This window comes from Methanofollis sp. W23 (assembly GCF_017875325.1).
Lineage (GTDB): Archaea > Halobacteriota > Methanomicrobia > Methanomicrobiales > Methanofollaceae > Methanofollis.
On the sequence record NZ_JAGGMN010000001.1, the window covers coordinates 850,680 to 875,365 of the forward strand.

Sequence of the window (24,686 nt, forward strand, 5' to 3'; positions counted from 1 at the left end):
AGGCAGAATAGATGACCATGAGGAGGGGGTTGCCATCCTCGACTTATCGTGTGAAGGTGGGGTTCGGGAGGCGGCACGCCCCCTGCCTGAGAGATTCATCAAGAGGACTTCTACAGAGCCGAAATATCGAAGACCGCTCACCTGAACCTGACCGCGGTCCCGTAGGCCATCAGTTCGGCGGCGCCCGGCATCGCCTCCGCCGTCGAGAACCTGAGGGCGATGACGGCATCGGCGTCGACCTTCTCGGCTTCCTTTTCCATCCGTTCGAGGGCGATCTCCCGTGCCTCGGAGAGCATCTCGGTGTAGGCCGTGATCTCCCCGCCGACCACACCTTTCAGTCCGCTCAGAAGGTCTCGTCCGATATTCTTTGCCTGTACGGTGTTGCCCACGACAAGGCCGAGCACCTCGAAGTCGTGGCCAGGGATAGATTCGTTGGTCGTGATGATCATCAAGAGTTCACCTGCATGTACTGGGGAAATTTTGGTAGGGTATGATATATGGGTTGTGTAGAGTCCATCTGGACAGGTATATTTGGCAGGAGAGTCACGGTCACACCAGGAAGTGGCGAGGGTCTCTACAGGGCCGATATATGCTTTCTTCATCAGGATTGTTCCCTCTCCCGGCGCGACTCCCCTGTCCCTCTCCTCTCCTTTTCTCCGCGAGTGCTCTGGATGCTCTATATATCCGCTTCATCGGCGTCAAACGGGAGGATATAACTGAGGGGAACTGCAACGTTTTTTGAACAATCTATTCAGCATTCTGAGATTTCAGGAGATACCATGCCACCAGAGAGTACAGGTAGCACAAAACGCGCCGAATGGTCTCGCTACGGGTTTATCCTTGCAGCGATCGGTTCTGCCGTCGGCCTTGGAAATATCTGGCGATTTCCCTATGTCGTCGGTGAGAACGGCGGGGGGGCCTTCCTCATCCCGTACATCATATCATTTCTCTGCTTCGGGATCCCGTTGATGATCCTCGAGTTCACCGTCGGCAGGGGGTTCAGGGGCTCGGTGGTGACTGCCTTCGGGCGCCTCCACCCGCGGCTGCGCCACCTCGGGCTCCTCCCCTTCGTAATGGTGATCGTCGTCTTCAGTTATTACTCGGTCATCGCCGGGTGGACGCTGGCCTACGTCCTCTTCTCGGTCACCGGGTACATGGACTTCGAGACCTTCACCTCCTCGCCCCTCCCGCTGGTCACCTTCTTTGCGACCATCCTCCTTGCCGGGTCGGTGGTGAAGGTCGACCTCAAGGCCGGGATCGAACGGGCAAACCGCTACCTGATGCCGGTGCTCGGGCTTGCTCTCCTGGTCATGCTGGTCCAGGCCCTCACTCTCCCGGGCGTCCAGGCCGGACTGACCTACTATCTCACCCCCGACCTCTCGGTCCTCTCCGATCCCGGGATCTGGGTCCAGGCCGCAGGTCAGGTCTTCTTTTCCCTGAGCATCGGGTTCGGGGTGCTCCTCACCTATGGAAGTTATCTCTCTGACACTGAGTCGATCCCGCGCTCGGCTGTCCTCATCGCGGGCGCCGACTTTCTGGTCGCCCTCATTGCCGGGTTCATCATCTTCCCGGTCGTCTTCTCCTTCGGGTTCGACCCGGTCTCTGGCCCGCAACTTGCCTTCATCACCCTCCCGGAGATCTTCTCGACGATGGCCTTCGGCTCGTTCTTTGGAGCTTTATTCTTCATCCTCCTTTTTGTCGGGGCGTTATCTTCGATCCTTTCGATGGTGGAAGGCGGGGTAGCGACCATCGTCGACGAGTGGGCCTGGCCACGGGAGAAGGCAACCCTCCTGGTCTGCATCCTCGCCGCGATCATCGGGCTTCCTTCGGCCCTCAGTTATGCGGGGTTCGATATCACCCTCTTTGGCGCGCCCTTCCTGGACAGTGTCGACCTCCTCTTCGGGATCCTCCTGGTTCCGGTCTCTGCCTCGGTGATCTGCATCGCCTTCTCGTGGCTCTGGAAACCTGAGTCGCTTCTTGCCGAGGTGAACAAAAACAGCAGGTTCAAGTTCCCGAGGGCGGCGGTCACCTACCTGCGCTATGTCGTCCCTGTCCTCCTCTTCGTCACCCTGGCGAGCACGGTGGCAGGGATGCTCTAATCATTTTTCCTGGAGTTCGTCCCAGAACTCCCGGTCCTGGAGTGAGGGTGCGATCCCTTCCAGAAAGACAGAGTGGAAGGCTGTGGTAGTGCCTCTATTAAGAGTATGGACTGTTCTATCTGGTGAATTTCCAGGAAAAGATCTGGATGGTTCCATCTTTAGGCTCTGGAGAAACCCTCACTTCTCGTGGGGAGAATGCATGTCATCCGCCTTCCCATAGCCTTCGGCCGGGGGCGCTGCCCCCGGACCCCCGTGAGCAAGATAGGGGGAAGGCATCATGGGCAACTGTGACGAATCAAGAGGATTTCTACAGAGCCCGTCTTTATCCATTCTGCCTACCCTGCCCGCTTTTCTTCCTTCTGAACAAGACACCGGGTGGGGCGACCATCGAATGCCGCCCCCACCTCTCCTTGTCGTGGGAGGAGAGAGAAGACCCCGTGATGAGGACGGCCATTCTGATCGGTGTGCCTTCCCCATCATCATGCCAGGGCAGCGCCCCAGGCCCGAGGAGGAGGGGAGGCGATTGGTTCACACGTGTGCCTGAAATAGGCGAGGGTTTCTACAGAGTCGTACTCTGCATATTTTCACGGGAAATCTTTGCCAGAAGAGGAGGAGGAAGAGATGATCATTCCTGTCTCATACATTCATGCTGGATCTGCTGCATCCACCCAGGGATCTGGACGTCTTCCTGCGGGAAAAAATCCCTGACATAGGGCTTGATGTCGATGACCGGGCTCCCGTCAATCGCGTCCAGGTCGGTGACGCTCAGCACATTCCCGTCCCGCCCGCAGAGACGGACGACTGTCATGAGCACCGGGTTTGGCCTGGCGGGACTGCAAGTACCGAATATTCCGGTCAGCGGCATGTCTTCCCGTCCCATCGGGTGCACCCTGGTCAGGGCCCGGCTCGTTTCAGGCACCTGGTGCGCCCAGTACAATATGGTCAGGTGAGAATACTCGTCGATACCTTCGAGGATCTCGACCAGATCCTCGTTGACGACGATCTCTGACACTTCTCTGTCGGCCTTGTGAACACGCCTCATGGCATCGTCGAGGTCTCCCTGCATCGCGATGCCGTCATGGCCGGCGATCAGAAAGGGTTCCTTGGTCCTGTTCCTGATCACTCCCACAGGTCGCAGGGTCATCTCAGGGGATGTGTCGCCGGCGTCATGCACCATGTTTTTTGAATTCTTCTCCGTCATGCTTCTCTGTTTTCCGGGAAATCATAAAAGAGTGTGGATATTTCGGCTCTGGAGAATTCGGCATGACGCGAGATCTTACCTCACGCATAGGGGATGGACCGTTTTCGTCGCTTGATCCCCCATATTAAGACAGGAAAATCGGTGGGGGCCGTGTTCAATTCCCTCCCCCACTGTTCCTCACCGTGGGGGGAGTCCGGGGGTTGAAACCGCCCACACGAGATTGCAGTGATGGTGTACGTACGATGAGGGGCGGCGGCACGATGCTTGATTTCTGGGCGGCCCCCAGTCACATGGAGAGGGGTCAAAGATCCTTCCACGCCCTTGAGACCTGCAATATGAAATTTTGGCTCTGTAGAAATGCTCTTGATGACTCTCTCTGCGGGGGGTGTGCCGCCCCCCGGTCCCCCGCGTGAGCGATAGGCGGGGGATGGCAATACTCGTTTCATGTTCAATGAATGTGCCTTCCCAGCCCTATCTTCATCCTGGGGATCAGGGGGCAGAGTCCCCGGCGAGAAGATAGGGGAAGGCGGGTGGGTAGCGCTCGCACCGAGAATTGGCGAGGGTTTCTACAGGGCCGAAATTTTCATCATGTATGCGTGAGCCCGGGGTCCATGCCGAATATTTCTGAGCCGAAAAAGAAGAGGGGCGGGTTATGGATGGGATCAACAGTTCGAGCAGGTGCTTTGCCGCTGGAGGATCTGGTCGAGGGCCCACCCGGCCCACCACCGCACCTGCGGGTTTTCGTCTTCCAGGGCCCCGGCAAGCGGACTCTCGGCGCTGGAGTGGCCGATGCTCCCGAGGGTGTAGGCGGCCCAGGTTCTGGTGGGGGTGTCGCCCTCGGCAAGGGCGGCGATCAGACTGGTGACCGCAGGGGCGCCGACGGCCGAGAGCCCCCAGGACGCCGCCAACCTGAGATGTCTGTCCTCCTGACTGAAGAGTTCGATGAAGGCCTCGACGGCCGACTCCCCCATCATCATCCCGATGGCAAGGGCGGCGTCCTCCCTGACCTTCTGCGATTCGCCGTGGAAGAGATAGGCGGTGAGCCCTTCGAGGTCGTTCTCGACGGCGCAGTCGAGCACCTCAGGGGTAGGGGTGAGATCGTTCTCGACAGGGAGGGCTTCATCTGTGAGATTAGGGTGTGCGGGGTTCTGCATGGATGGGTGGTACGCGGGGAAGGTATAAGAGAGGCATGGATCGTTTGGGGCTGTCCACCACCCTCTCTCTCCTGGGAGAAATCCCCATACAAACTCTCAGGCCCTTCCCCCCGCCCCTCCTCAGAGCAAGAGAGGATGGTGGACCGCAGCATTCTCTTCAGGTTCATCCATTCCGCTCGTCTCGCCTCCAGGTCAGGGGGATGAAAGAGGCCTGTAGAATTGCTCATGAAGTAAGGGCATGCCTCATGCATATGGGATGAACATTTCTCGTTGCGTGATCTCTTTTCAAGATTAGAGAATCGGTGGAGACCAAAGTTCAATGTGCCGCCCCCCTATCCTCGTCGTGGGGGGCCAGGGGTGACAATAGAAACGGGAAGGCAGAGGTCTGATCATTCTGAAGGTGTGTCTTCAATCTGCATATCACACTTGAAGGTATCTGGTGCATTCTAACCATTATGGAAACCTGGAGTGATGATCTTCACGATCATTTACCTGGTAGTCCCTCGCCACGTTTAGGTAGAGCCATCCAGATGGTCTCTACAAAACCGGAGAAAAAAGACGATTGAGTCATGACCACATCCAGAGGGAGGGGTTGTGTGGGCATGCGGCCAGAAATATTCTCCGGCTCTGTAGAAACCATTCTCTTTTCATCACCTCAACCCCCCTGTGAACCGGATCCATCGCCTCTCGAATCGCGCGGGGGTCTGGGGGGCGGCACGCCCCCGCAGAAGAGATCTATAAAAAGGATTTTTGCAGGGTTCAATTTTCAGGCCCTCTCACTCAAGAGCATCGAGCGTCCTGACCGCATACCAGGTCTGCTCCAACGTCGCCGTCCCACCATAGATCGACCTCCCAAACCCGCCACTCTCTCTCCGGCACCGGCGGACAAATGCCCCTGCCCCTTCTGCCGGCGACACTCCGAGAAGCCGGGCGACTCTGACCCCGGCGGCGACATGCTCCAGGTATGCAGGGACCACCCCTGGCAGGTTCACATACCCATAGGCCGGATGGAGACAGGAGGTAAGAAAGGCTCTGCTCCCTGGCGAAGGGACCCCGAGAGCCGCAGAGATCGCAAGGGCGTGACTGGTCTCGACGAGCGTGGACGGACCGCCGCCATATCCTCCGTCATGGTGACGGCATGCCCTGACCGCGTCGAGGAGGGCCGCCCGCACTGCAGGGTGCGGGCGCACCCCCAGGGCCTGGCAGAGGTCGAGATAACGAGAGGGCCTGGAGAGCAGACTCGTCAACTCGACCGGGGGCGTACCCGCCGGGGCGAACGGGACGATCGAGGTGAGCCAGGCACGGGGGTCGTGTGCGGGCTTCAGGCCGAGGACGGCCAAAGAGGAGAGGACATAATACCCGCACTCCGGCGAATGATACCGTCCCTCCTCTCCCTGTCTTTCGAGGAGCCAGGTGACGGTGGCGGGGTCCTCAGGCACCGCCCCGAGGAGACGAAGGGTGTCGAGGGCGAAGAAGGTGTCTGCGGGGTTCGGTTCGTTCAGGCGGTAAAAACAGTAGCCGCCGTTGGCACATCGCCTCCGGGCGATGTACTTGATACAGGGACTGGTACGTTCGTCAGTGAGCATAGCACCTCATGCAGACGTCATCAGCCGGGTCGGCGTTTGAAGGCGGACGTCATCGCCTGCATGCAGCCAATTGATCAGAGTGAGTTTTGATTTGAAGAGGATAAGGGTGGCGGTCCCCTCTCTCTCTTCCTCGTGCAAAAATCCATATAACGAGAGGCGCATCTGCAGGGTGATCAGGATGCATGCGAGATGGCGGGAAAGGGTGCAGGCCAGGATGGACAGACTCTCTGCTTACCGGTTCAGGATGCTGCTCGCCTTTCTGGTTCTCACCCTCATCGCCATCCCGCTGGCCGTGGTGTACCCTGCTGTCACTCCCCTCTTTCTCGTCTTATTCTCGATGGTCATCATCACCGGGGTCTTTGCGGCACAGAGAAAACGACATTTTCTCATCTTCGTCCTGCTCCTTGCCGTCCCGGCGATCTCCGCCCGCTGGATCTCATACCTTTTCCCCAGTGCCGCCGGGGAGATCACCGGCCACCTCTTTGCCCTCCTCTTTTTCTCGTTCTTCACCGTCTACCTCCTGGAGATCGTGCTCAGGGCAAAGACGATCACCGGCGACACCATCGCCGGGGCGATCAGCGTCTACCTGGTCATGGGCCTGACCTGGGCGCTGGCTTACCAGTTCATGGATGAGATCCAGCCTGGCTCGTTCGCCTACGAGATCGGCACGGGGCCGGGGGGCACACTTTCCCTGATGGACTATGTGTACTTCAGTTTCGTCACCCTCACCACCCTTGGCTACGGGGACATCTCCCCGGTCTCGGTGGCGGCGGAGTCGGCCGCGTCTTTCGAGGCGGTGACCGGGACGATCTATATCGCGGTGCTCATCGCGAGGCTGGTGGGGTCGATGGAGTGGTAAGTAAGCAATGGGATAAAATTTTGGCTTTGTAGAAACCCCCTGGATGAGACTCTCTGGCGGGGGGCTGGCCACTCCCCGAACTCCCCGCCTCACGATATGTCGAGGACGGCAGCACTCTCTTTATGGTCATCTATTCTGCCTTCCCGAACCCTATCATGGTCCCTGGAGGTCCGGGCAGCGCCCCCGACCAAAGGGGTAGGACGGCGGGTGACACACGTCTCCCCCACACAAGAGGTGAGGGATTCTACAGAGCCGATCTTTGGGCTTTGTAGAATCGGACATGAACCTTTGCTCAGGCATATGGGATGAACATGATCGTGGGTCTCCAGGGTGTGTGGGCCGGTGCATCCCCTCTGAGCAGGACACTCTGTGGGACCACCACCCCATTGTCGCCCATACCTATCCTCGGTCTGTGGGGGGTGGGGAGGGCAAAAACCCCTCGGCGCGAGATTACAGGACAGATCCTGCGATTGAGCGCGGCCATTCAGAGATCGACGTGCCTTCTCCGCCACACACGTCGGGGGCAGCAGCGCCCCCGGACTCTGGGGATGAAGATGGGGATGGGAAGGCGGAGGCCCGATCATTCTGGAGATGTATCTGCAATCTGTCCATCTCTTTTGGAGGAGAATGGAAAAATTAAATCATTCAAGAAACCCGGAGATCTGATTTTCGCGGTCATTTTCATGGAGTATATCCCAAGACTCTCTTGAGATGAACATCCCACCGAAGGGGAAGGTGACGAATCCATGGATGTGCGATGAAAAAGCATGGATCTCCTCATTATCATCTATCACCATCATCGGTGAGAAGGAGGGTGGGAAATTTTGGGATGACTTCATGGTAAACTCTCACTACTTCGATCAGTGACCGTGACTCGCCCGCCGTCCCACATTTTTACGCCGGAGGTGAGTTCCCCCCGGACCCCCGGGAGGAAGATGGGGCTATGGGGTGGGAAGACACAATAAACGGAGATGAAGAGGCTACTGTGGCCCCCCCAATCTCCGTGTGCGGGGACCGGGGGGCGGCGAGCACCCCCACAGAGGTTCCTATGATTGTACCCCTACCCCTCCTCTCCCGGCGCCGGGTGCGAATGCACAATCGCCCGTGCCGCCGCCATGCCGGTCGAGAACGCCGCCTGGAGATTGTAACCGCCGGTATCGCCGTCGATGTCGAGCACCTCGCCGACGAAATAGAGGTCAGGCACCTGCTTCGAGGCCATGCTCTTCTTGTTGATCTCCTCAAGGGAGACCCCGCCCCGCGTCACCATCGCCTCATCGAAGTCTGAGAGGCCCTGCACCGTGAGCGGCCACTCGATGAGATGAGTGATGAGTCGGGTGCGTGTCTTTTTGGTGAGGTGGGCAGCGGTGAGGTCGTCGGGGACTCCGGTGGCGGCGAGGAGTCGTCGCAGGAAACGATCAGGGAGCGGATAGTCGTTGAGGACCGTCCTGACCAGGCGGTTCCCGTTCGAGGCGGTCTTCTCGACAAGGTCTCTGGCAAGGGCCTCGCGGCTGGTGCCGGGGAGGAAGGAGATCTTTAGTGTATCGCCAGGGGAGATGTACCTGGAGAGGTGGAGGATGCCAGGCCCTGAGAGCCCGGAGTGGGTGAAGAGGAGGTCGCCGGTCTGCTCGCGGATCTTTTTGTTCCCGCGGAAGAGGGAGAGGGTAAGTCCTTCGAACGAGATCCCGGCAAGGTCGGCAAAAGGGTGTTCCTCCACTTCGACGGCGGCAAGGCCCGGGGCGATCTCGGTGACGGTATGGCCAAGCGCCCTGGCCATGGCGTAGCCGTCGCCGGTCGACCCGGTGGCCGGATAGGTGGCGCCGCCGGTGGCGACGACGAGGACGTCGGCATGATAGGTGGCCGAGGTGGTGCGGACCAGAAACCCTTCTTCAGATGCGCCGACCTCCTTCACCGCCTCGTCACACCTGATCTCCACGCCTGCCTGCCTGCACTCCTTGAGGAGGAGTGTCAGGACGTCGGCGGCCTTCATACTCGCAGGAAAGACCTTCCCATTCTGGTCGGTGACCGTCGGGAGGCCACGCGTCTCGAAGAACCCGATTAGGTCGCGGTTGGTAAACCCTCTGAGCGCGGGGCGCAGAAACTTCCCGTGCTCGCCATAATGCGTAAAAAATTCGGCGACCTCCCCGGCATGGGTGAGGTTGCACTGTCCGGTCCCGGTGATGAGAAGTTTTCTCCCGCAGGATTTTTTCTTCTCGAGCACCTGCACCTGCCGCCCTTCCCCTGCTGCATGAATCGCGCAGAAGAGGCCGGCGGGTCCGCCGCCGATGATGATGATCTGAGTGGCCACAGTATTCAGGGAGTTATAGGCTGCGAGGGATGTTAGCACTATCTGACAGACGGCACAGAATGGGACTGCATCTCGCTTTGGCTCTTTCTTGGGAGTTTTATGATCCATTGGAACGGTCTTAGATCGTTTATTGTGGAATGAGGCATCTTGGGTCGCACGATCCAGAATAGAGGCATCCGGTCTCGAAAGGGGTAAACCCCAATATCCCGACAATTATTTTGTATTTCTCTTGAATCAGTACTAAATCAAAAGAATTGATAATAGGAAATCACATATATCCGAGCACGATAATATCTATTCAGGTGACCCCCCCCAAGGACGACCCCCTCGCAGGGTATGATGGTGCACCAGGGTTTCTCCAGCGCCTGGTTGACAGCATCAGCATACCTCTCTTCTACAAGGACACGCGGCAGGTCTACCTTGGGTGCAACACCGCTTTCGTCGAGTTCGTGGGATTATCAAAGGACGAGATCATCGGGAAAACCGTCTACGAGATCTTCTCCGCAGAATTTGCCGAGACCTACCAGGTCAGGGACACCGAACTCCTTGCCAACTCAGGTACCCAGGAGTATGAGAGTTCTTTCCAGATCAGCAACGGCGATACCCGCCGTGTTGTCTTCTATAAGGCGACCTATACCGACGAGGCGGGGGGCGTCGCCGGCCTTGTCGGGATCGTCCATGACATCACTGATCAGCGGATTGCCGAAGAGAAACTCCGCCGATCCGAGGAAAAATTCAGGACACTCTTCGAGACGATGAACCAGGGGGTGGTCTACCAGGACATGGACGGAGAGATCATCGACGCCAACCCGGCCGCCGAGGCGATACTGGGCCTGGCCCGCACCCATCTCCTCGGGAAGAGCCTCACCGACCCCTGCTGGGATACCACCTATGAGGAGAGGGAGAAGCACCCGGTCAGGACCGCCCTCAAGCCCGGAGAAAAAAGCAGAAAGGTGGTCGGGATCAGGGATCCGGTCTCTGGCGAAGAGAAATGGGTGATGGCCACCACCATTCCCAGGGCCGGCAACGGGGTGACGCAGCCGTACCACCAGTTTACCACTCTTGTCGACCTGACTGCCGAGATCCAGTTTGAACGGGCACTGCAACGATCAGAGGCCGAAAAAGCACTGATCCTCAACTCAGTGAACGAGTTGATGGTCTACCTGGACTGCGACCTCAGGATCATCTGGGTCAATGATGCCACTGCTGTCCTTCTTGGAATGAAAAAGGAAGAGATCATCGGCAAACACTGCTATGATGTCGTCTGGGGCGGAGGGAGGCAGTGCCCATGGTGCCGGATACCCCGTGTCATCGAGACCGGGGAGGCCGTTTCCGACCATGTGACCCTTAAGAACGGTCAGACCTTCTATATGACCTCCTATCCGGTCCATGGCGAGGAGGGCACGATAGTGGGGTACATCGAGAAAGGATCCGACGTCACTGAGATCATGGCGGCCCGCCAGGCCCTGGAGAAGGCAAACAAAAAACTCGCTCTCCTCTCAAGCATCACCCGCCACGACATCCTTAACCTTGTCATGGCCCTGAATTTCTACAACGAGGAGGTCGAGCGCGGGCTCCCGCCAGACTCGCCGGTCGCCCAGATGGTCGAGAAGATCAAGGAGACGACCAGGTGGATCGAGCAACAGATCTCATTTACCAGGGACTACGAGAACCTGGGAGTCCGTGGTGCGGAGTGGCAGCGGGTCTCCGCCCTCCTGCAACGGGCGGCAGAGATCATCCCTGGAGAGATCCTCTACACCGAATCGGTCGGTAACCTGGAAGTTTTTGCCGATCCCCTCCTTGAGAAGGTCTTTTATAATATCTTCGAGAACGCCGCCTACCACGGCGGCAAGGTCACCAAGGTCTCGGTCTCCTTTGTGCCAGGGGATCCCGTGGGAACGATCATGATCGAGGACAATGGTGTCGGGGTGCCTTTTGCAGAGAAAGAGCGGATCTTCCAGAAGGGCGTGGGGAAAAAAACCGGGCTCGGCCTCTTCCTCTCGAAAGAGGTGCTCGAGATCTCGGGGATCGAGATCAGGGAGACCGGCGGTGAAGGGGAGGGGGCGCGGTTTGAGATCCGGGTACCGACCGGGGCATATCGTTCAGGCGGGACGTGTGCGTGAGAGCACGCCGCACAATATTCTAATATCAGGACGCCCGGTACATCCTCGTGGCCCGGGGCGCGGCAGTCCCTGGGGCTCTATGGGGGGATGAAGAGGTGATGCGAAGACCCGCCGCCAGACTGACTTCACGCCGGACGATGCGCCGCCATTTCAGGAAGACTGCCCTTGCTGGGGGGATGGTCGCCTTTGCTGTCGGGGGCACGGCGACCGCGGTGAAGGTGCGCCAGCAGGACGTCGACCGGATCGAGGTGTACACCGGTAAAAAGGCCGACGAACTCACTGAGGAAGAGTTCAACAGGGCCATGGACGACCTGGGTATCAGGGAACAGGAGTTGACTGACCTGGACCTCAAGTCAATTGAAGAGGAACTCTCTGGCTCCTATCTGAGCGAACTCGAACGCCTCGCGGCCCTGAAGGAGAAGGGTTTCATCACCGCCGAGGAGTTCGAAGCAAAGAAGAAAAAGATCCTGCAGTTATGAGACCTCGTTTATCATCAATGGTTGTTCACCTGAAATAAAAATGGGATGCAGGGGGTAAAAGAAATACTTCGCCCCTTACGGACATCCCTATTTGACGGGACGCACTTTGCGGTCCCTTATGTCATTTCTTCAACCGGTTCTTCTTCAACTATTTCTTCTTCGATTGGTTCCTCTTCAACCATGTCCTCTTCGACCGGCATCTCCTCTTCAACTACCTCTTCTTCAACCATTTCATCTCCGGCCGGCATCTCCTCTTCAGCCGATAAATTCTCGGGCAGGATCACACCATCAACGACATGGATGAGGCCGTTCTCAGCCTCGATGTCAGGCATGGTCACTGTGACATTGCCAACCATCAGCCCTCCCTCGTCATCAAGGATGAGCGTGAGGTTTTCGCCGGCGAGTGTCTGCACAGTTCCATTCTCCTCGGCCATGCCGACGAGAGCGACAGAGTCGTATTCACCCAGCACGATGTGGTTTGCCAGGATGTATACGAGTTCGGCAGACTCATTGTCAGTGGACTCGTTTTCTGCAGATTCGTTTTCAACGGTCTCATTCTCGACAGATTCGTTTTCACTGGTCTCGTTCTCGACGGACTCATTTTCGTCCATATCAAGTTCAAGGGCTTCGAAGGCCTCATTTGAGGGTGCGAAGATAGTGTACGGGCCGCCAAGGGCGAGGAGTTGCTCTGCGTTCCCCATCTCAATTCCAGCCGACAGCGCACTCAGGTTCTCGTCTGCTGCGATCATCGCAACCAGGTCGCCTGTGCCGTCAGTGACATTGTCCATCTCTTCTTCTACTATCAGTTCCTCGGTGACGTTGTCCATCTCCTCGTCCACTACCTCTTCCTCAGTGACATTGTTCATCTCCTCGTCCACTACCACTTCATCGGTGACATTGTCTATCTCATCTCCCATCTCGTCACCCATTTCCTCAGATGACGCAAGCGGGACGAGGCAGAAACCGATGAAGATGGTGCAGATAAGGAATGTTCTGAACATCTCTATTCCTTTCATATAAACACCTCTTTTCTATCCGGCGGGGGCGAGCGTGGAGACTGTGCTGAGTCGGCGAAGTGACTGGATGGTTCTGGATATGGCGCTGGCCGGTACTGGTCCACTGGTGGTCCTCGTGGTGCAGTCGATCTGAAGGGTGGTTGGTCCCCCGCATCTCTTGAGAAACTCCATGATTTTATATCAATATTTCTATAAACGCCGCGGAAACGGGATCATGTGCGATATGGCGGGCCTAATGTTCTTTGATTCTAATCCGGCCGAATCATAAGCCATCATCTCTCCGTTCTTCTATGCATTGCTCTCATCTGTCTTGCTCAAGGCCTGACGTTGAGGGCCCGGGTATATGGTGAGGTCGTCTTTTGTTCTTTATCCGGGAGTCTCACCGCCTTGCGTACACGAGATGCTGTCTGATTACGAAAAAAACACTGAAAAATGTGGGATATATAGCCCTGGAGAAATTCTCTGGATTTCTCTCTCCACCAGGTGGCGTGCGGCCCCCCTGGTCCCCCGCGGATGAAGATTGGCTGACGATTGCCCTCTGTCTTCATGATCATCGCTCTCTCCTGGAAGGGGAGGGCCGGAGAATGTTGGGATGACCTCGATGAACATGGTCCTGAAGATTCGTCCTTCCTGGTTTCCATAATGGTTTTGCGTTCTTCAACTTTGTAGAACCAGGCATGCACCCCAGTCTCACGCATACGCGGTTGAACATGATCGTGGGTCTCTAGTGTCGTGTCAAGAGCCAAAAATCGCCAACACGATGCAATAAAACGAGATATCTCTCTCCTCGCGTGAAGAGAGGTCGCGATACTATCCTCTTCATGTTCTCGTCCCTATCTTTACCTGGATCACGATGGGGCCGGGAAGGTACAATCGATGACCATGAAGAGGGGATTGCCGTCCTCTGCCTATCCTCATGCGGGTGGGTTCGGGGGGTGGGCGAGTCCCCCCATCGAAGAGAACCATCAAGAGGGTTTCTAAAGAGCCGATATTCAAGATCATTTTCATGGTAAATCTTCTGGACAGTTTTCTTTGGCGGGGGTCGTGCCGCCCCCCCAGACCCCCGCCACATGATAGGGCGAGGACGCCACCCCCACATGTTCGTCTATTGTGCCTTCCAGGTCCGCTCTCTCTCCTGGGGGGCCGGGGGGCACGCGCCCCCGGGCGAGGGGATGGGGGAAGGCGGTTGAATCATACTCTAATCAAAATAGTGAGAGTTTCTACGGCGCCGATTCTTCAAACACCTTCAGGACTGATACGAAGATTACAGATGCATCTCCTGAATGATCAAGCCTCTGTTTTCCTGTTCCTCTTTTCATCTCAGGGAGTAGGGGGGGCACGCCCCCTGAATGAAGAAAGGTGGGGTGGCAATGAAACGGAGTTCCCCTGTGGGGTCCTGCTTTAAAGGTGGACACGGGTCGATACCATGCTGATCTCCTGACCCTGAACATATCCTCAAAGTACCCCTGACATGAATCTTCGTCTGGATCAAAACCTTTCATTCCAGAAATTCAGAGCGCAGATATTCTGTCGGTTGGCTGGCTGCTCCTCGGTCCCTCCACAGAAGAGAGAGGGGAAGACGGTCATCCCCTCTTCTGCATCATCCCATGCGCCTTCCCGGCCCTCTCTTCATCCGGGGGTTCCGGGGGCGGCGGCCCGGGTGCGACCGTTCGAGGAAGGCAGACCGATCGACGTGCCGCCCCACATAGAGACTAAAGAATGTTCTCCTGGTTTCTTTCGCCTGGGGGAGACTCCACGGAACCCCCCACGATGAAGATAGAGGTCGGGCGGCAGAACACCAGGTGAGCATATCCCAAAATTCTCTATGGTTGAAGATCTCCTTGAACTGAAGTGCTTCCTTCCAGAAATTCTAAATGCTATCCTCGACCGGGGGGCTTGCCGCCCCCCGGACCCCTACCGATGAAGATTGGTGGAGGATTGGATTCCGTCTTCATGATCTTTTCTCTCTTCCCGTTCCCATCGTCATCCAGGGGGTCCGGGGGCCGCGCCCCCGGCGGGGGCGAAGGGGAAGGCGACGAATGCATGGGTGCGCGATGAAAACGCAGGGCTCTCTTCATTGTCACCCATCGCTCTTCATCGGTGAGAATGAGGGCCGGAGAGTTTTGGGATATCCTCGGTGAAAAGAGAGAAGAAGGCGATGAATGGATGTATACGCTACGAAGAGAGGAGAGTTTGACACCATCATCTTTCTTTATCTCTGGCAGAGGGGGAACTCAGGAAAGTTTTGGGATGACCTCCCTGTTAACGTCTCTGTCATCTCTGGATTTATCCGGGTTCAAGCCGATACTCTATGAGAACTATGACTCAGATCGGTGTTATCGGCACGGGCAGTATGGGCGGCATGCTGGTCCGGGCATTTCTCAAGAGCGGGGCCGCCACCCCTGACGAGGTTATCATATACAACAAGACCATGGAGAAGGCGGCCGTCCTTTCCAGGGAAACAGGAGTGCGCGTCGGCGGAGAGTGCAGGGAGGCCTGTAGGGCGGAGGTCGTCTTCCTCTGTGTGAGGCCGTCCGAGGTAGAGGGGGTGCTTCGTGAACTCAGCGACACCCTCACCCCGGAGAGTCTGCTCGTCTCCATCGCCGCCGAGGTGCCGCTCGCCGATCTCCAGGCATGGACCCGCGCACGGGTCGTGCGGGTGATCCCGACGCTCACCTCAGAGGTGCTCAAAGGGGCCTCCCTCGTCGCCTTTGGTGAGCGGGCGACGGCCTCGGACCGCGACCTGGTCTGCACCCTCCTGGACGCGATCGGGCGGGGCGTCGAGGTGGAGGAAGAGTCGTTCGAACTTCTCACTCTCCTCACCAGTTGCGGTCCTGCGTTCGTCGCCGCCATGATGAAGGAGTTTGCCGCGGCGGCGGTGCGACGAGGCGGGGTCTCCCGGGCATGTGCCGACCTCCTGGTCGCCGAGACGCTTGCCGGGACATCCAGACTCCTCGAAGAAGAAGGGAACACCTTCGACGAGATCATCGCACGGGTCGCGACCGAGGGGGGGATCACCGCGAAGGGCGTGGCAGTGATCGAGAAGAGAGGGGCAGGCGTCTTTGACGAGGTTGTCGCCGCGGCGCGTGGAGAGGAGCACCAGATCTGATACGCGGTTGAACATTCTCTTTGGTCTCCGGTGTGTGGATCCTTGCTCCCCCTTCAGAGCAGGACATCACATGGGGCCGTCTTATCCTCACTATGGGAGGTGTGGAGGGTGCCGCTCCCTGGCGCGAGATTAGTGGAAAGATTCTGCAGTTGGGGTGGCACGTCTGATCATCACGCCTTCCCACACGTTACGTTATCGCCGGGGGGGAGTGCCGCCCGAACCCCTGGATGAAGATAAGGCAGGGAAGGCAGAGGCTCGATCATTCTGAAGGAGAATTTGTATTTTGCATATCAATTATGAGGGATCTTGGTGAGAGCAAATCCTCATGAAAAACTGTAGAACTGATATTCTGGATCATTTTCATGGTGCCCCTTCACCCCTTCTCAACATCTTCGAGCCTGGGGTGGTCAGCCCCCCGAAAGGAACAAAAGGTTAGTCCACTCTCTTCCCCGTCGCCTCGCCGGCCACCCATTTTTCGCCGCCTGGTCTGTACTCCTTCTTCCAGATCGGCACCGTCTGCTTGAGGCGGTCGATAACATATTCGCAGGCAGGGAATGCTTCCTTGCGGTGACCTGCCCCGACGACGATGACCAGGATCGTATCGCCGACCTGCAGTCTGCCGACCCGGTGGACGATCTCTACCGAAGTGACTGCGTAGCGTTCCAGTGCCTCATCCCTGATCGCGGCGAGTTCCTCGTATGCGGCCTCTTCATAGGTCTCGAGTTCCATCGCCTCAAGTCCGTCGTCGTCCCTGACAACCCCGACAAAGGTGACCAGCGCCCCCATCTCAGGCGTCTGTGCCGCCCTGATCAGCGCACCTGCGTCGACCTCGTCATGCGTGATCGTGATCATCTCTTCATCTCCATCTATCCACCTGAGACCGGCGGGAAGACGGCGACTTCGTCCCCGTCAGAGAGGACTGTTCTGCCGACCGCCGCATCGTCGACCCGACGCCGGTTGTGCATCAGCACCACACTGTCTCTGAGTTTTTCGTCGGTGTCAAAGAGGACGGCATCCCCGTCCTCACAGCTCCCTGCAAACGTCTTGAGAAGTGCATCGAGCCCGGCACCCTCGGGGAGGTCGAAAACCTGTTCTGATCCGAAGACCTCCCTGAAGCGTGCGAAGGCCCGTACCCGTACCTTCATTTTGTCTCCTTGCAGGCCGTGCAGGCCTCGTCCCGCACGATCTCGATCGAGTCGGTCGTCCCTCTCAGTCCGTCCAGGATGAGGAGGCGTCCGGCAAGGAGTTCTCCGGTGCCGGTGAGATATTTGATCGCCTCGTTTGCCTGGATCATCCCGATAAGGCCTGGTGTTGTGCCGACCGCCGGGAAGACCACCTTCGGCGGGGCCTTGGGGAAGAGGCACCTGAGACAGGGGGTCTTGCCAGGGATGAGCACCGTCGCCTGGCCGTCGAACCCGCTGATCGCACCGTGGATGAAGGGGATCCCCTTCTCGATGGCGACCTGGTTGAGGACGTACCTCGTCTCGAAATTGTCGAGGGCGTCGATGATCAGGTCGGCGTCCCCCACAAGGTCGGCGGCGTTCGCCTGGTCGATCGTCGTGGAGAGAGCATTCACCTTGATCTGCGAGTTGAAAGCAGCCAGTTTCTCCCGCACCGAGTCGATCTTCCGCCGCCCGACGTCTTTCTCATAATGGAGCACCTGCCGATTGAGGTTGGTGAGGTCGACGGTGTCGTGATCGACGATGGTGATCGTGCCGACCCCGGCCGCGGCCAGGTAGAGCGCAATCGGGCACCCCAATCCACCCGCGCCGGCGATAAAAATGTGGGCATGGTCGAGGCGTTCCTGCCCGTCTCTGCCAAAGAGCATCACCTGGCGGGCATAGCGATCAGTCTCTCCGGCCGACACCCTCTCATGCCTCCCGAGATCCTTGCTCTTCCTGCCAGGGAGGGAGGCCATGACGCTGGCGGTAGTCATTGATCGCTGCGTGGATCCCTTCCTCGGCCAGCACCGAGCAGTGGACCTTCTGTGGCGGGAGCCCGTCGAGGGCCTCGACGACCGCCCTGTTCGAGAGGTCCCACGCCTCTTTGAGGGTCCGGCCCACAATCAGGTCGGTCGCCATGCTTGAAGAGGCGATCGCCGCCCCGCACCCGAAGGTCTGGAACTTCACGTCGGTGATGACGTCCTCCTCCACCTTCAGGTAGATCTTCATGATGTCGCCGCAACTCTGGTTGCCCACCTCGCCGACGCCGTCGGCGTCAGGGATCTCGCCCTGGTTTCGTGGGTTCATGAAATGGTCCATTACTTTCTCGTTGTACATGATCTCACCGTGTCCTCAGTTCAGGGGGAGTCAGCGGGGACATGTCCCGCAGTCTCTGGACGATGCCGGGGATGGTCTCCAGCACCGTCTCGATCTCTTCCTCGGTCGTCTCTTCTCCAAGCGTGAGCCGCAACGATCCATGCGCCTGCTCGACCGGGACCCCGCAGGCAAGGAGGACATGCGAAGGTTCGAGAGACGTCGAGGAACAGGCGCTCCCGGTGGAGGCGGAGATCCCGTGGGCATTGAGCATGAGGAGGATCGATTCGCCCTCGATATACTCGAAGGCCACATTGACATTGTTTGGCAGGCGCCTGGTCGGGTGGCCGTTGAGTCTGGTGTGCGGGATTGTCAGGAGTGCGTGGACCAGGCGGTCCCGCATCCCGGCGATCCGCGTGGTGCGTCCAGGGAGGTCTCGTGTCGCCCGCTCGATTGCCACGCCCAGACCGACGATCCCTGGGACGTTCTCGGTCCCGGCCCGCCGGCTGCGCTCCTGCGCCCCGCCATGGATGAGGGGGTCGAGCCGTACTCCCTTCCTGACATAGAGCGCCCCGGTCCCTTTGGGGCCGGCGAACTTGTGGCCAGAGAGGGAGAGGAGGTCGATCTGCATCGCCTCGACGTCGATCGCCACCTGCCCGACGGCCTGGACGGCGTCGGTGTGGAAGAGGACGCCGTGCTTGTGGGCGATGGCGCCGATCTCGGCGATGGGCTGGACCGTCCCGACCTCGTTGTTGGCCATCATCACCGAGATGAGGATGGTCTGGTCAGTGATCGCCTCCTCGACGGCGGCAGGGTCGACCATGCCATACCGGTCGACCGGGAGATAGGTGACCGAGAAACCGTGTTTCTCAAGCCATTCGCAGGTGTGGAGGATAGCGTGGTGTTCGATGGCGGTCGTGATGATGTGGGTGCCTTTCTTCTGGTGGGCAAATGCGACCCCTTTCAGCGCCCAGTTGTCGGACTCGGTCCCGCCTGAGGTGAAGAAGATCTCCCTGGGCGAGGCGCCGAGGGCGGCGGCGACCTGCTCGCGGGCATGGGCCACCGCCTCTTTCGACCTGGCCGCGATCTCGTAGAGCGACGAGGGGTTGCCGAACTGTTCTGTGAAATAGGGGAGCATCGCGGTGACGACGTCGGGATGGGTGGCGGTCGTCGCTGCGTGGTCCATATAGATGGGTGTCTCTGAAACCATTCTGTACCTCTCTCCTGCACCTGCATGCCTTGTGGGGCATGCTCATGTGCATGTGCTCCTGCAGACAAAGGTATTTGTGTCACTGGGGCGAATTCACAATTGTGAATATATTCTTAACGTCACGTTCAGGCCATTTCAATGTTGTGATGCCATGAAGTTGCCATGCCAGGTGATCGTCTGGAATGTCCTCCCGGCCATCAGGGCGGCGCTCGCCGAAGAACTGATCAGATGCGGGGCCTCGCAGCAGGAGGTCGCGCAGATGATGGAGGTCGCTCCCTCCGCGGTCTCCCAGTACCTTTCCAAGAAGCGGGGCTACAAGATCGTCTTTGAAGGAGAGGTGAAGGATTCGATCCACCGGCTTGCACAGGACCTCCACGAGGGGCGGGTCGACGATCTCTCCAGGCGGATCTGCCAGATCTGTATGCAGATGCGCGAGGTGGACGAGCCCTGTTGCCCTGAGTTTGCCGTCGAGTGAAATGGTTGACGGCTCTGGAGAGACCGTCACCTTTCCCACGCACGAACATGTCTCTCCCTCTTTCCCTTTCCCCCTGTCATAGACGCGGATGCCGGGGAGGCGGCACCCCTCCCGCCAGAGAGAATGATTTTGAAATTCTGCATGAGGAGAAAGCACGCCTCACGCATTCTGGATAATAATTTCTCGTCGCGTGCTCTTTTTTCAAGACTGGAGAACTGGTGGAGCCCTCACTGAATCACCGTCCCTACATACTCCTGGCCCTCGCGTCCCTGGCGCCATCAGCAGGGTCGCATGCAGATAAGGCCCCTATAAGGGATTTTCCTTCTCCCGGAAAAGTTAATCCATTTATGTGAGCATAACGAAAATAATTTGGATATGATGGAGGACAGGGAACAACGCCCGGCACCGCTTGAGTGCGAGGACGGAAGGACCCGGATACTGAACCTTCTGGAGGAGGAGACCTATGGACTTTCGATCTCTGACATCTCCAGGAAGATCGGTCTCAACCGCAACTCGGTCGCGAAGTACCTGAACATGCTCGTCGTCGCCGGCAGGGTCGAGATGCAGGTCGTTGGGTCGGCCAGGGTCTACCGCCTCACCCTGCGCCTCCCTGTCTCGGCGATCTTCCCCTTCCTCCCCGACGCCGCCGTCTCGATCGGGTCGGACCTCAGGGTCAGGCATGCCAATGCCCTCTTCTGCACTCTCTTCAGTCTTGAGGAAACCTCGGTCGCCGGCATGCAGATCTCGGAGACTTCCTGTGTGTTCCTCCACCTCCTGGCAGGTTCTGGGGATCTCAAGGATGTGGTCAGGGGAACACGGGGCGGCAACTGTGCCTGGCACCTGCTTGAAGGAGCGCGCAGCAGGTACTTTGTCTGGACCGTCCCGGCGGTCTTTGACGACGGCGACTATGGGGCGATCGCGGTTGTACGGCCTGAATAAGTGTGTAGTACAGGTCTCTCGCCGCCGGGGCGGCGAACACTCCACCAAAGAGACCATCGAGAGGATCTCTCCAGGGCAAAGACCATAACATCAAACATGAGTCTGATCCAAAACCTGTTCAATGGATGACTCAGAGATACCTGACTCCCATGATCAAACAAAGTGGATAATGTATCACCTGATGGCATTGGAGTATGGGCATGATAAATTCAAGACCACACTGTCTGAATTAACCGAAAAGAAAAGATTGAACAGAGCCGATCCATCTGAACTCAGATCGATTATTCGGGAGACCAAGAAATTAAGCCAATGGTATCAGGGGTATATCTGCTATCATCAACGTGCTGCAATGGATCATATCCCCGAGACTCAGAGGACGAAATGGGAGAAAGAATTTCGCAAAATTGAGAATAAATCCTACTTTAACACCTTCATCAATACATCCACAAAGAAGTATGACGCCTCGAAAAATGCTTTTAAGTCAGGTCATGACTTGATGGAAGAAAAAGATTGAGCGACTTTGTAGAATCAGACATGGCCCAGGGTTATGAAGATCTCTCTTTGCGGGTCTATGGGATATAGAGAGAGCAAGGAGGGATCCCCTCAATCGGCAACTCTCGGCTCTTTTTTTGAGAGGAGTTCTCCTGGTGTGAGAGGACAGCTGAGCCTTCCTCATTCTCCTGTCAGGCACCTGTCTATCATGTCTTCCGCCCATCTTTACGTAGGGTGGAGCGGAGCGAGCACGAGAATATCTTCGATTTCCGAGGGGTCAGGGGGTGACAGGAGGGAGTTTGAGAATGCTGAACGCCTTCGATGGCCTGCCTCCCACCACAGAGAGTCATCAAGAGGAGTTCTACAGAGCCAAATGAAGGATGCCCCACCTCCATCCCTCCTATGTCCTGTGCTTGTACATGAAGAAGACACACAGCGAGACCGCCAGGATCGAGATGGCCATGAAGAGCATATCTTGCGAGGTCTTGAGTACCATCGTGATCATCCTCTGGAAGAAACTGATGATCAGCACCACGATGACGACTTCGGTGATCCTGGTCTTGAGATCTTCGAGGCTGTAAATCTCAAGGATGTTATTGAACTCTCCTTCATTGCGTGCAACAATGATCTTTGAGATGAAGAGTTCGTAGACTCCGAAACTGAAGATCAACAGCACAATACCTATGAGATAAAAATCGACGGCCCCGATGATCCCGACGAGGATCTCATCGTGCCTCATGGTCATGTCAGTGATCGAGAGACTGTGCCACAGAGTTGTGACGATCTCGATCGAACCGACGATAAAAAGCACGAACGCACTCAATATCCCGAAAAAACTGCGAGTATCACGATAAGACGCGAACTCCAGACCCCTCTCTCAAGGATCTGTTCAAGTCGGCCCTGAGTATTTTGCTCTCTGACTCGTGGAGATGGAGGCGCGGGATCCATTGTTCTCAGACAGTGCATCCAGATCGGCACATGAAGTTTTTGAAGAGTGCCTCTGGAGAACTCACACCCCTGGCATCAAGGATCTGGATCGTACTCATAGGGGAGTGTTCCTGCCATTCATGGCATATACTGATGACGGTCAGAGACGACTCGCCGGGACTATTTTATCTGGCTCTGTAGAATACGGCATGAGGCGAGCGCCCGCTTCAAGCATACGGGATGAAAATTTCATATCAAATTTGATCAATTCATGACTCTCATCCTTACGAACGAGGAGCGAATCAAAGTCGAGCATCATGCCGCCCCTCGGCTATCTTCGTCGTGGGGGGTCCGGGGGGTTTCCCCCGGGCGCGAGATGGCAAGGAAATCTCGACGATTGGGGGCGGCCGATTCATCATAGGAATTTTCTATCCTCTGCGTATTGGCTTCAACGGGATATGGCGAGTTCAAACTCTCATACAAACCTGAAGAGAGGATCGTCAGGATCATTTTCATGGTAATTCGGCATGAACCCTGCGGCTCAGGTATAGGGAAAAAAATCGTGGGCCTTTTGGGGTGTGCACTGATCTGTGCTCTCTCCAGGGCAAGACATTACATAGGAACACCCTTGAATCGTCACTCCCAAACCCCAACGCCACACGATATAGTCGAGGACGGTGATACACCTCTCATGGTCGTCTCTTCTGCCATCCACCTTCCATCTCCTGGGGGTCCGGGGGCCACACCCCGGCGCAAAGAAGAGGGAGGTGATAATGTCTGTGTATACAAAGAATTGGCAAGGGTTTCTGCAGAACTGATCTCCAGGATCATTTTCATGGCAATTCCTCATCACTCTATCTGAACTGCTTCTGATCGCTCGCCTCATTCTGGTCGTCGGCGAAAATCAGGTCTTGTGGCCTTGTAGAAATCCTCACTATTTATGGGTGCAGGCGTGATTCTCCCGCCTTCCCTCATGAATCTCGCCGGGGGCAGAGTTCTCTGACCCCCGGACCCCCTTGAAGAGGGATTGCTGGCCACAACCTATCTTGGCGCGGGTGGTTCGTGTCGCGGCCAGCCCCTCGGCCCGAAGATGGAGAATGACAGGCAAGTCATGGTCACATCAGGAATCGGCGAGTGGTTCTCCAGAGCAGAATAAGTGTAGAATCCCACTCATTCTCTCTATGATGGGGATAGGCGGGGGGCGGCACCTCGACTCAAGAGGTATGCTCTTGATCGGCTTCAGGGATTCTGACAGTGTATTCCAGATAAAATATACATAGAATTATCTATTGTGCCCCCCGTGCAAAAATCAATGAGACTCAGAGTATTCTCACTGACATTGCTTCTTATAACGGTGCTTTTTACCGCGGGGTGTCTCTCTGAACCTGCCGAGATCAGCGTCGCGACCGAGGGGGCGTGGAACGGGTCCTACGTCCTCGACGACGGAGACGAAGTCGCCCTCTCCGGGGAGGGCCCGACAACCATCCCGCTCGGAACAGAGCCCGGCGAAGTTGCATGTAAATTCTATAAAACCAGTCGTTCTCCAGACCGAATGGTGGTGTCCCTCTCTCGCGGAGATACATTGCTCGTGGAAGGGAACACCTCGGTGCCAAACGGGATGGTCGGGTTCACCTGCAATCTTTCGACAGGGCGGTATGAACTGAAGGCACATACCGACGGTCCGAAAGAATATCTCTTGAATGTATGGTACGATGGGCCGTGGGAGGCGGAGATCCCTGCAGACGAGGGGATGCGGCTGGTGAACGGGACCGAGTGGGGTTTTTTCCCCTATAATTCAAGTGACCTGTCTATCCATATGGGCGCACGGAAACTTGATGCATCAAATAATTCGCTGACCATCGGCATCTATGACGCACATTTCAGAGAACTTGCCGGGAACCATACCTCCGAACCGAACGGCGCGGTGTCGGTCTCGTACGCCGTGGAGCCAGACCTCATCTTCAGGAGCGGGGTAAAGATCTCGGTCTCCTCTGAGGAAATCTGGAAGGGTTGGTATGTCGCGAATGAAACCTACACCTCCATCGAGGGGTTTGGAGATGATGAGACCTATTATCAGGGCGATGTAAGCGGACCGATCCGTTTGAGCGTTCATAAATCCGGCAATGACGATGAGAAACTCTCTGTCAGCATAGAGAAAGACGGCACAGTCTTGAACAGTGGTGAAACCTCTGAAAAAAATGGAACCGTGACGCTCTGGGCAAATGCCTGAACTCTTGAGAGCAACCGGGAGAAGGGTGCCGATCGAAATACCCACTCTGTAGAATGTCTTGCCTCTTCCCCCCGACGCAAGCGCACCGGGGGTTTCACCCCCTGACCCCCGGGAAGAAGATTGAGCCGTGAAGGCATATTCTAACTCCCTGAAGAGGGATTACCGTCCTCGACCTCTCGTATCTCGTCATGATAAGGAGGCGCAGGAGATTCGATGAGCCCTCTCTC

22 protein-coding genes and 1 riboswitch are annotated in these 24,686 nt (G+C 57.2%); of the genes, 9 read left to right on the top strand and 13 right to left on the bottom strand.

The window, feature by feature from the left end; translation table 11 throughout:
* Window positions 1-137: 137 nt before the first annotated feature.
* Window positions 138-449 carry a heavy metal-binding domain-containing protein gene (locus tag J2129_RS03565; RefSeq protein ID WP_209629522.1) on the bottom strand — a complete coding sequence of 104 codons (312 nt, stop codon included), beginning with the start codon at window positions 447-449 and terminating at the stop codon, window positions 138-140.
* Window positions 450-779: 330 nt separating this feature from the next.
* Between J2129_RS03565 and J2129_RS03570 the strand changes: the two genes are divergently transcribed.
* A complete protein-coding gene (locus J2129_RS03570) occupies window positions 780-2,099 on the top strand; it encodes a sodium-dependent transporter (protein ID WP_209629524.1) in 1,320 nt (439 codons plus the stop codon).
* Window positions 2,100-2,724: 625 nt separating this feature from the next.
* Here J2129_RS03570 and tsaA read toward each other — a convergent pair.
* The 3 genes from tsaA to J2129_RS03585 form a co-directional block, all read right to left on the bottom strand.
* Entirely contained in the window at window positions 2,725-3,300 is a 576-nt protein-coding gene (gene tsaA, locus J2129_RS03575; protein WP_245320590.1) for a tRNA (N6-threonylcarbamoyladenosine(37)-N6)-methyltransferase TrmO, read from the bottom strand.
* A 662-nt stretch (window positions 3,301-3,962) separates the two neighbouring features.
* Window positions 3,963-4,454, bottom strand: coding sequence for a HEAT repeat domain-containing protein (locus J2129_RS03580; protein WP_209629526.1), 492 nt, complete (start codon window positions 4,452-4,454; stop codon window positions 3,963-3,965).
* Between the two features lie 776 nt (window positions 4,455-5,230).
* The gene (locus tag J2129_RS03585; protein ID WP_209629528.1) at window positions 5,231-6,040 is read right to left on the bottom strand and encodes a prenyltransferase/squalene oxidase repeat-containing protein; all 810 of its coding nucleotides are present in this window, start codon (window positions 6,038-6,040) and stop codon (window positions 5,231-5,233) included.
* Between the two features lie 4 nt (window positions 6,041-6,044).
* Window positions 6,045-6,106, bottom strand: a riboswitch (Fluoride riboswitch).
* 148 nt (window positions 6,107-6,254) lie between these two features.
* On the opposite strand from J2129_RS03585, the gene J2129_RS03590 reads away from it, so the two are divergent.
* On the top strand, window positions 6,255-6,899 hold the full coding sequence (locus tag J2129_RS03590) for a potassium channel family protein (RefSeq protein ID WP_209629530.1): 645 nt from the start codon (window positions 6,255-6,257) through the stop codon (window positions 6,897-6,899).
* 641 nt (window positions 6,900-7,540) lie between these two features.
* On the opposite strand, the gene J2129_RS03595 is transcribed toward J2129_RS03590, so the two are convergent.
* Window positions 7,541-7,738, bottom strand: coding sequence for a hypothetical protein (locus J2129_RS03595; RefSeq protein WP_209629532.1), 198 nt, complete (start codon window positions 7,736-7,738; stop codon window positions 7,541-7,543).
* Between the two features lie 221 nt (window positions 7,739-7,959).
* Entirely contained in the window at window positions 7,960-9,204 is a 1,245-nt protein-coding gene (locus J2129_RS03600) for an NAD(P)/FAD-dependent oxidoreductase (RefSeq protein ID WP_348632283.1), read from the bottom strand.
* A gap of 302 nt (window positions 9,205-9,506) precedes the next feature.
* On the opposite strand from J2129_RS03600, the gene J2129_RS03605 reads away from it, so the two are divergent.
* Entirely contained in the window at window positions 9,507-11,327 is a 1,821-nt protein-coding gene (locus J2129_RS03605; protein ID WP_209629535.1) for a PAS domain-containing sensor histidine kinase, read from the top strand.
* A 98-nt stretch (window positions 11,328-11,425) separates the two neighbouring features.
* Window positions 11,426-11,806: an SHOCT domain-containing protein gene (locus tag J2129_RS03610; RefSeq protein WP_245320855.1), complete on the top strand. Its 381-nt coding sequence runs from the start codon at window positions 11,426-11,428 to the stop codon at window positions 11,804-11,806.
* A gap of 116 nt (window positions 11,807-11,922) precedes the next feature.
* Here J2129_RS03610 and J2129_RS03615 read toward each other — a convergent pair whose 3' ends face one another.
* Window positions 11,923-12,822 (bottom strand): fasciclin domain-containing protein, encoded by a 900-nt coding sequence (locus J2129_RS03615; protein ID WP_209629539.1) that lies wholly within the window; start codon window positions 12,820-12,822, stop codon window positions 11,923-11,925.
* Window positions 12,823-15,142: 2,320 nt separating this feature from the next.
* On the opposite strand from J2129_RS03615, the gene J2129_RS03620 reads away from it, so the two are divergent.
* A complete protein-coding gene (locus J2129_RS03620) occupies window positions 15,143-15,931 on the top strand; it encodes a pyrroline-5-carboxylate reductase (protein WP_209629541.1) in 789 nt (262 codons plus the stop codon).
* Window positions 15,932-16,363: 432 nt separating this feature from the next.
* Here the strand turns inward: J2129_RS03620 and J2129_RS03625 are convergent, their stop codons facing one another.
* From J2129_RS03625 to nifS, 5 genes are read right to left on the bottom strand one after another with little or no spacing between them, the layout of a single operon-like run.
* A complete protein-coding gene (locus J2129_RS03625; RefSeq protein ID WP_209629543.1) occupies window positions 16,364-16,783 on the bottom strand; it encodes a molybdenum cofactor biosynthesis protein MoaE in 420 nt (139 codons plus the stop codon).
* A 14-nt stretch (window positions 16,784-16,797) separates the two neighbouring features.
* Window positions 16,798-17,076, bottom strand: coding sequence for a MoaD/ThiS family protein (locus J2129_RS03630; RefSeq protein ID WP_209629545.1), 279 nt, complete (start codon window positions 17,074-17,076; stop codon window positions 16,798-16,800).
* Window positions 17,073-17,867: a HesA/MoeB/ThiF family protein gene (locus tag J2129_RS03635; RefSeq protein WP_281069792.1), complete on the bottom strand. Its 795-nt coding sequence runs from the start codon at window positions 17,865-17,867 to the stop codon at window positions 17,073-17,075. Before J2129_RS03635 ends, J2129_RS03630 begins: the two co-directional genes overlap by 4 nt.
* Window positions 17,803-18,210 (bottom strand): Fe-S cluster assembly scaffold protein NifU, encoded by a 408-nt coding sequence (nifU, locus tag J2129_RS03640; protein WP_209629546.1) that lies wholly within the window; start codon window positions 18,208-18,210, stop codon window positions 17,803-17,805. Before nifU ends, J2129_RS03635 begins: the two co-directional genes overlap by 65 nt.
* 4 nt (window positions 18,211-18,214) lie before the next feature.
* Complete coding sequence (gene nifS / locus J2129_RS03645) at window positions 18,215-19,396, bottom strand: cysteine desulfurase NifS (protein ID WP_209629548.1); 1,182 nt, start codon at window positions 19,394-19,396, stop codon at window positions 18,215-18,217.
* Between the two features lie 151 nt (window positions 19,397-19,547).
* Here nifS and J2129_RS03650 point away from each other — a divergent pair, with 151 nt between their 5' ends.
* From J2129_RS03650 to J2129_RS03660, 3 genes are all read left to right on the top strand, one after another.
* Window positions 19,548-19,871, top strand: coding sequence for a transcriptional regulator (locus J2129_RS03650; protein ID WP_209629550.1), 324 nt, complete (start codon window positions 19,548-19,550; stop codon window positions 19,869-19,871).
* 375 nt (window positions 19,872-20,246) lie between these two features.
* Window positions 20,247-20,810, top strand: a complete 564-nt coding sequence (locus J2129_RS03655; protein ID WP_209629552.1) for a helix-turn-helix domain-containing protein — start codon at window positions 20,247-20,249, stop codon at window positions 20,808-20,810.
* 121 nt (window positions 20,811-20,931) lie between these two features.
* Window positions 20,932-21,324 (top strand): hypothetical protein, encoded by a 393-nt coding sequence (locus tag J2129_RS03660; RefSeq protein WP_209629554.1) that lies wholly within the window; start codon window positions 20,932-20,934, stop codon window positions 21,322-21,324.
* Between the two features lie 378 nt (window positions 21,325-21,702).
* Here the strand turns inward: J2129_RS03660 and J2129_RS03665 are convergent, their stop codons facing one another.
* Window positions 21,703-22,113 carry a YqhA family protein gene (locus J2129_RS03665; RefSeq protein WP_348632284.1) on the bottom strand — a complete coding sequence of 137 codons (411 nt, stop codon included), beginning with the start codon at window positions 22,111-22,113 and terminating at the stop codon, window positions 21,703-21,705.
* Window positions 22,114-23,541: 1,428 nt separating this feature from the next.
* Between J2129_RS03665 and J2129_RS03670 the strand changes: the two genes are divergently transcribed.
* Window positions 23,542-24,459 carry a hypothetical protein gene (locus J2129_RS03670; RefSeq protein ID WP_209629556.1) on the top strand — a complete coding sequence of 306 codons (918 nt, stop codon included), beginning with the start codon at window positions 23,542-23,544 and terminating at the stop codon, window positions 24,457-24,459.
* The last annotated feature ends 227 nt before the right edge of the window (window positions 24,460-24,686 follow it).

Bases quoted from the DNA above. Each gene is read 5' to 3' on its own strand.
- J2129_RS03565 (WP_209629522.1), bottom strand. From the start codon at position 449: ATGATCATCACGACCAACGAATCTATCCCTGGCCACGACTTCGAGGTG.
- J2129_RS03620 (WP_209629541.1), top strand. From the start codon at position 15,143: ATGACTCAGATCGGTGTTATCGGCACGGGCAGTATGGGCGGCATGCTG.
- J2129_RS03580 (WP_209629526.1), bottom strand. From the start codon at position 4,454: ATGCAGAACCCCGCACACCCTAATCTCACAGATGAAGCCCTCCCTGTC.
- J2129_RS03650 (WP_209629550.1), top strand. From the start codon at position 19,548: ATGAAGTTGCCATGCCAGGTGATCGTCTGGAATGTCCTCCCGGCCATC.
- J2129_RS03625 (WP_209629543.1), bottom strand. From the start codon at position 16,783: ATGATCACGATCACGCATGACGAGGTCGACGCAGGTGCGCTGATCAGG.
- nifU (WP_209629546.1), bottom strand. From the start codon at position 18,210: ATGTACAACGAGAAAGTAATGGACCATTTCATGAACCCACGAAACCAG.
- J2129_RS03630 (WP_209629545.1), bottom strand. From the start codon at position 17,076: ATGAAGGTACGGGTACGGGCCTTCGCACGCTTCAGGGAGGTCTTCGGA.
- tsaA (WP_245320590.1), bottom strand. From the start codon at position 3,300: ATGACGGAGAAGAATTCAAAAAACATGGTGCATGACGCCGGCGACACA.
- J2129_RS03585 (WP_209629528.1), bottom strand. From the start codon at position 6,040: ATGCTCACTGACGAACGTACCAGTCCCTGTATCAAGTACATCGCCCGG.
- nifS (WP_209629548.1), bottom strand. From the start codon at position 19,396: ATGGTTTCAGAGACACCCATCTATATGGACCACGCAGCGACGACCGCC.
- J2129_RS03670 (WP_209629556.1), top strand. From the start codon at position 23,542: ATGAGACTCAGAGTATTCTCACTGACATTGCTTCTTATAACGGTGCTT.
- J2129_RS03570 (WP_209629524.1), top strand. From the start codon at position 780: ATGCCACCAGAGAGTACAGGTAGCACAAAACGCGCCGAATGGTCTCGC.
- J2129_RS03660 (WP_209629554.1), top strand. From the start codon at position 20,932: ATGGATGACTCAGAGATACCTGACTCCCATGATCAAACAAAGTGGATA.
- J2129_RS03590 (WP_209629530.1), top strand. From the start codon at position 6,255: ATGGACAGACTCTCTGCTTACCGGTTCAGGATGCTGCTCGCCTTTCTG.
- J2129_RS03595 (WP_209629532.1), bottom strand. From the start codon at position 7,738: ATGAAGTCATCCCAAAATTTCCCACCCTCCTTCTCACCGATGATGGTG.
- J2129_RS03655 (WP_209629552.1), top strand. From the start codon at position 20,247: ATGATGGAGGACAGGGAACAACGCCCGGCACCGCTTGAGTGCGAGGAC.
- J2129_RS03610 (WP_245320855.1), top strand. From the start codon at position 11,426: ATGCGAAGACCCGCCGCCAGACTGACTTCACGCCGGACGATGCGCCGC.
- J2129_RS03615 (WP_209629539.1), bottom strand. From the start codon at position 12,822: ATGAAAGGAATAGAGATGTTCAGAACATTCCTTATCTGCACCATCTTC.
- J2129_RS03635 (WP_281069792.1), bottom strand. From the start codon at position 17,867: ATGACTACCGCCAGCGTCATGGCCTCCCTCCCTGGCAGGAAGAGCAAG.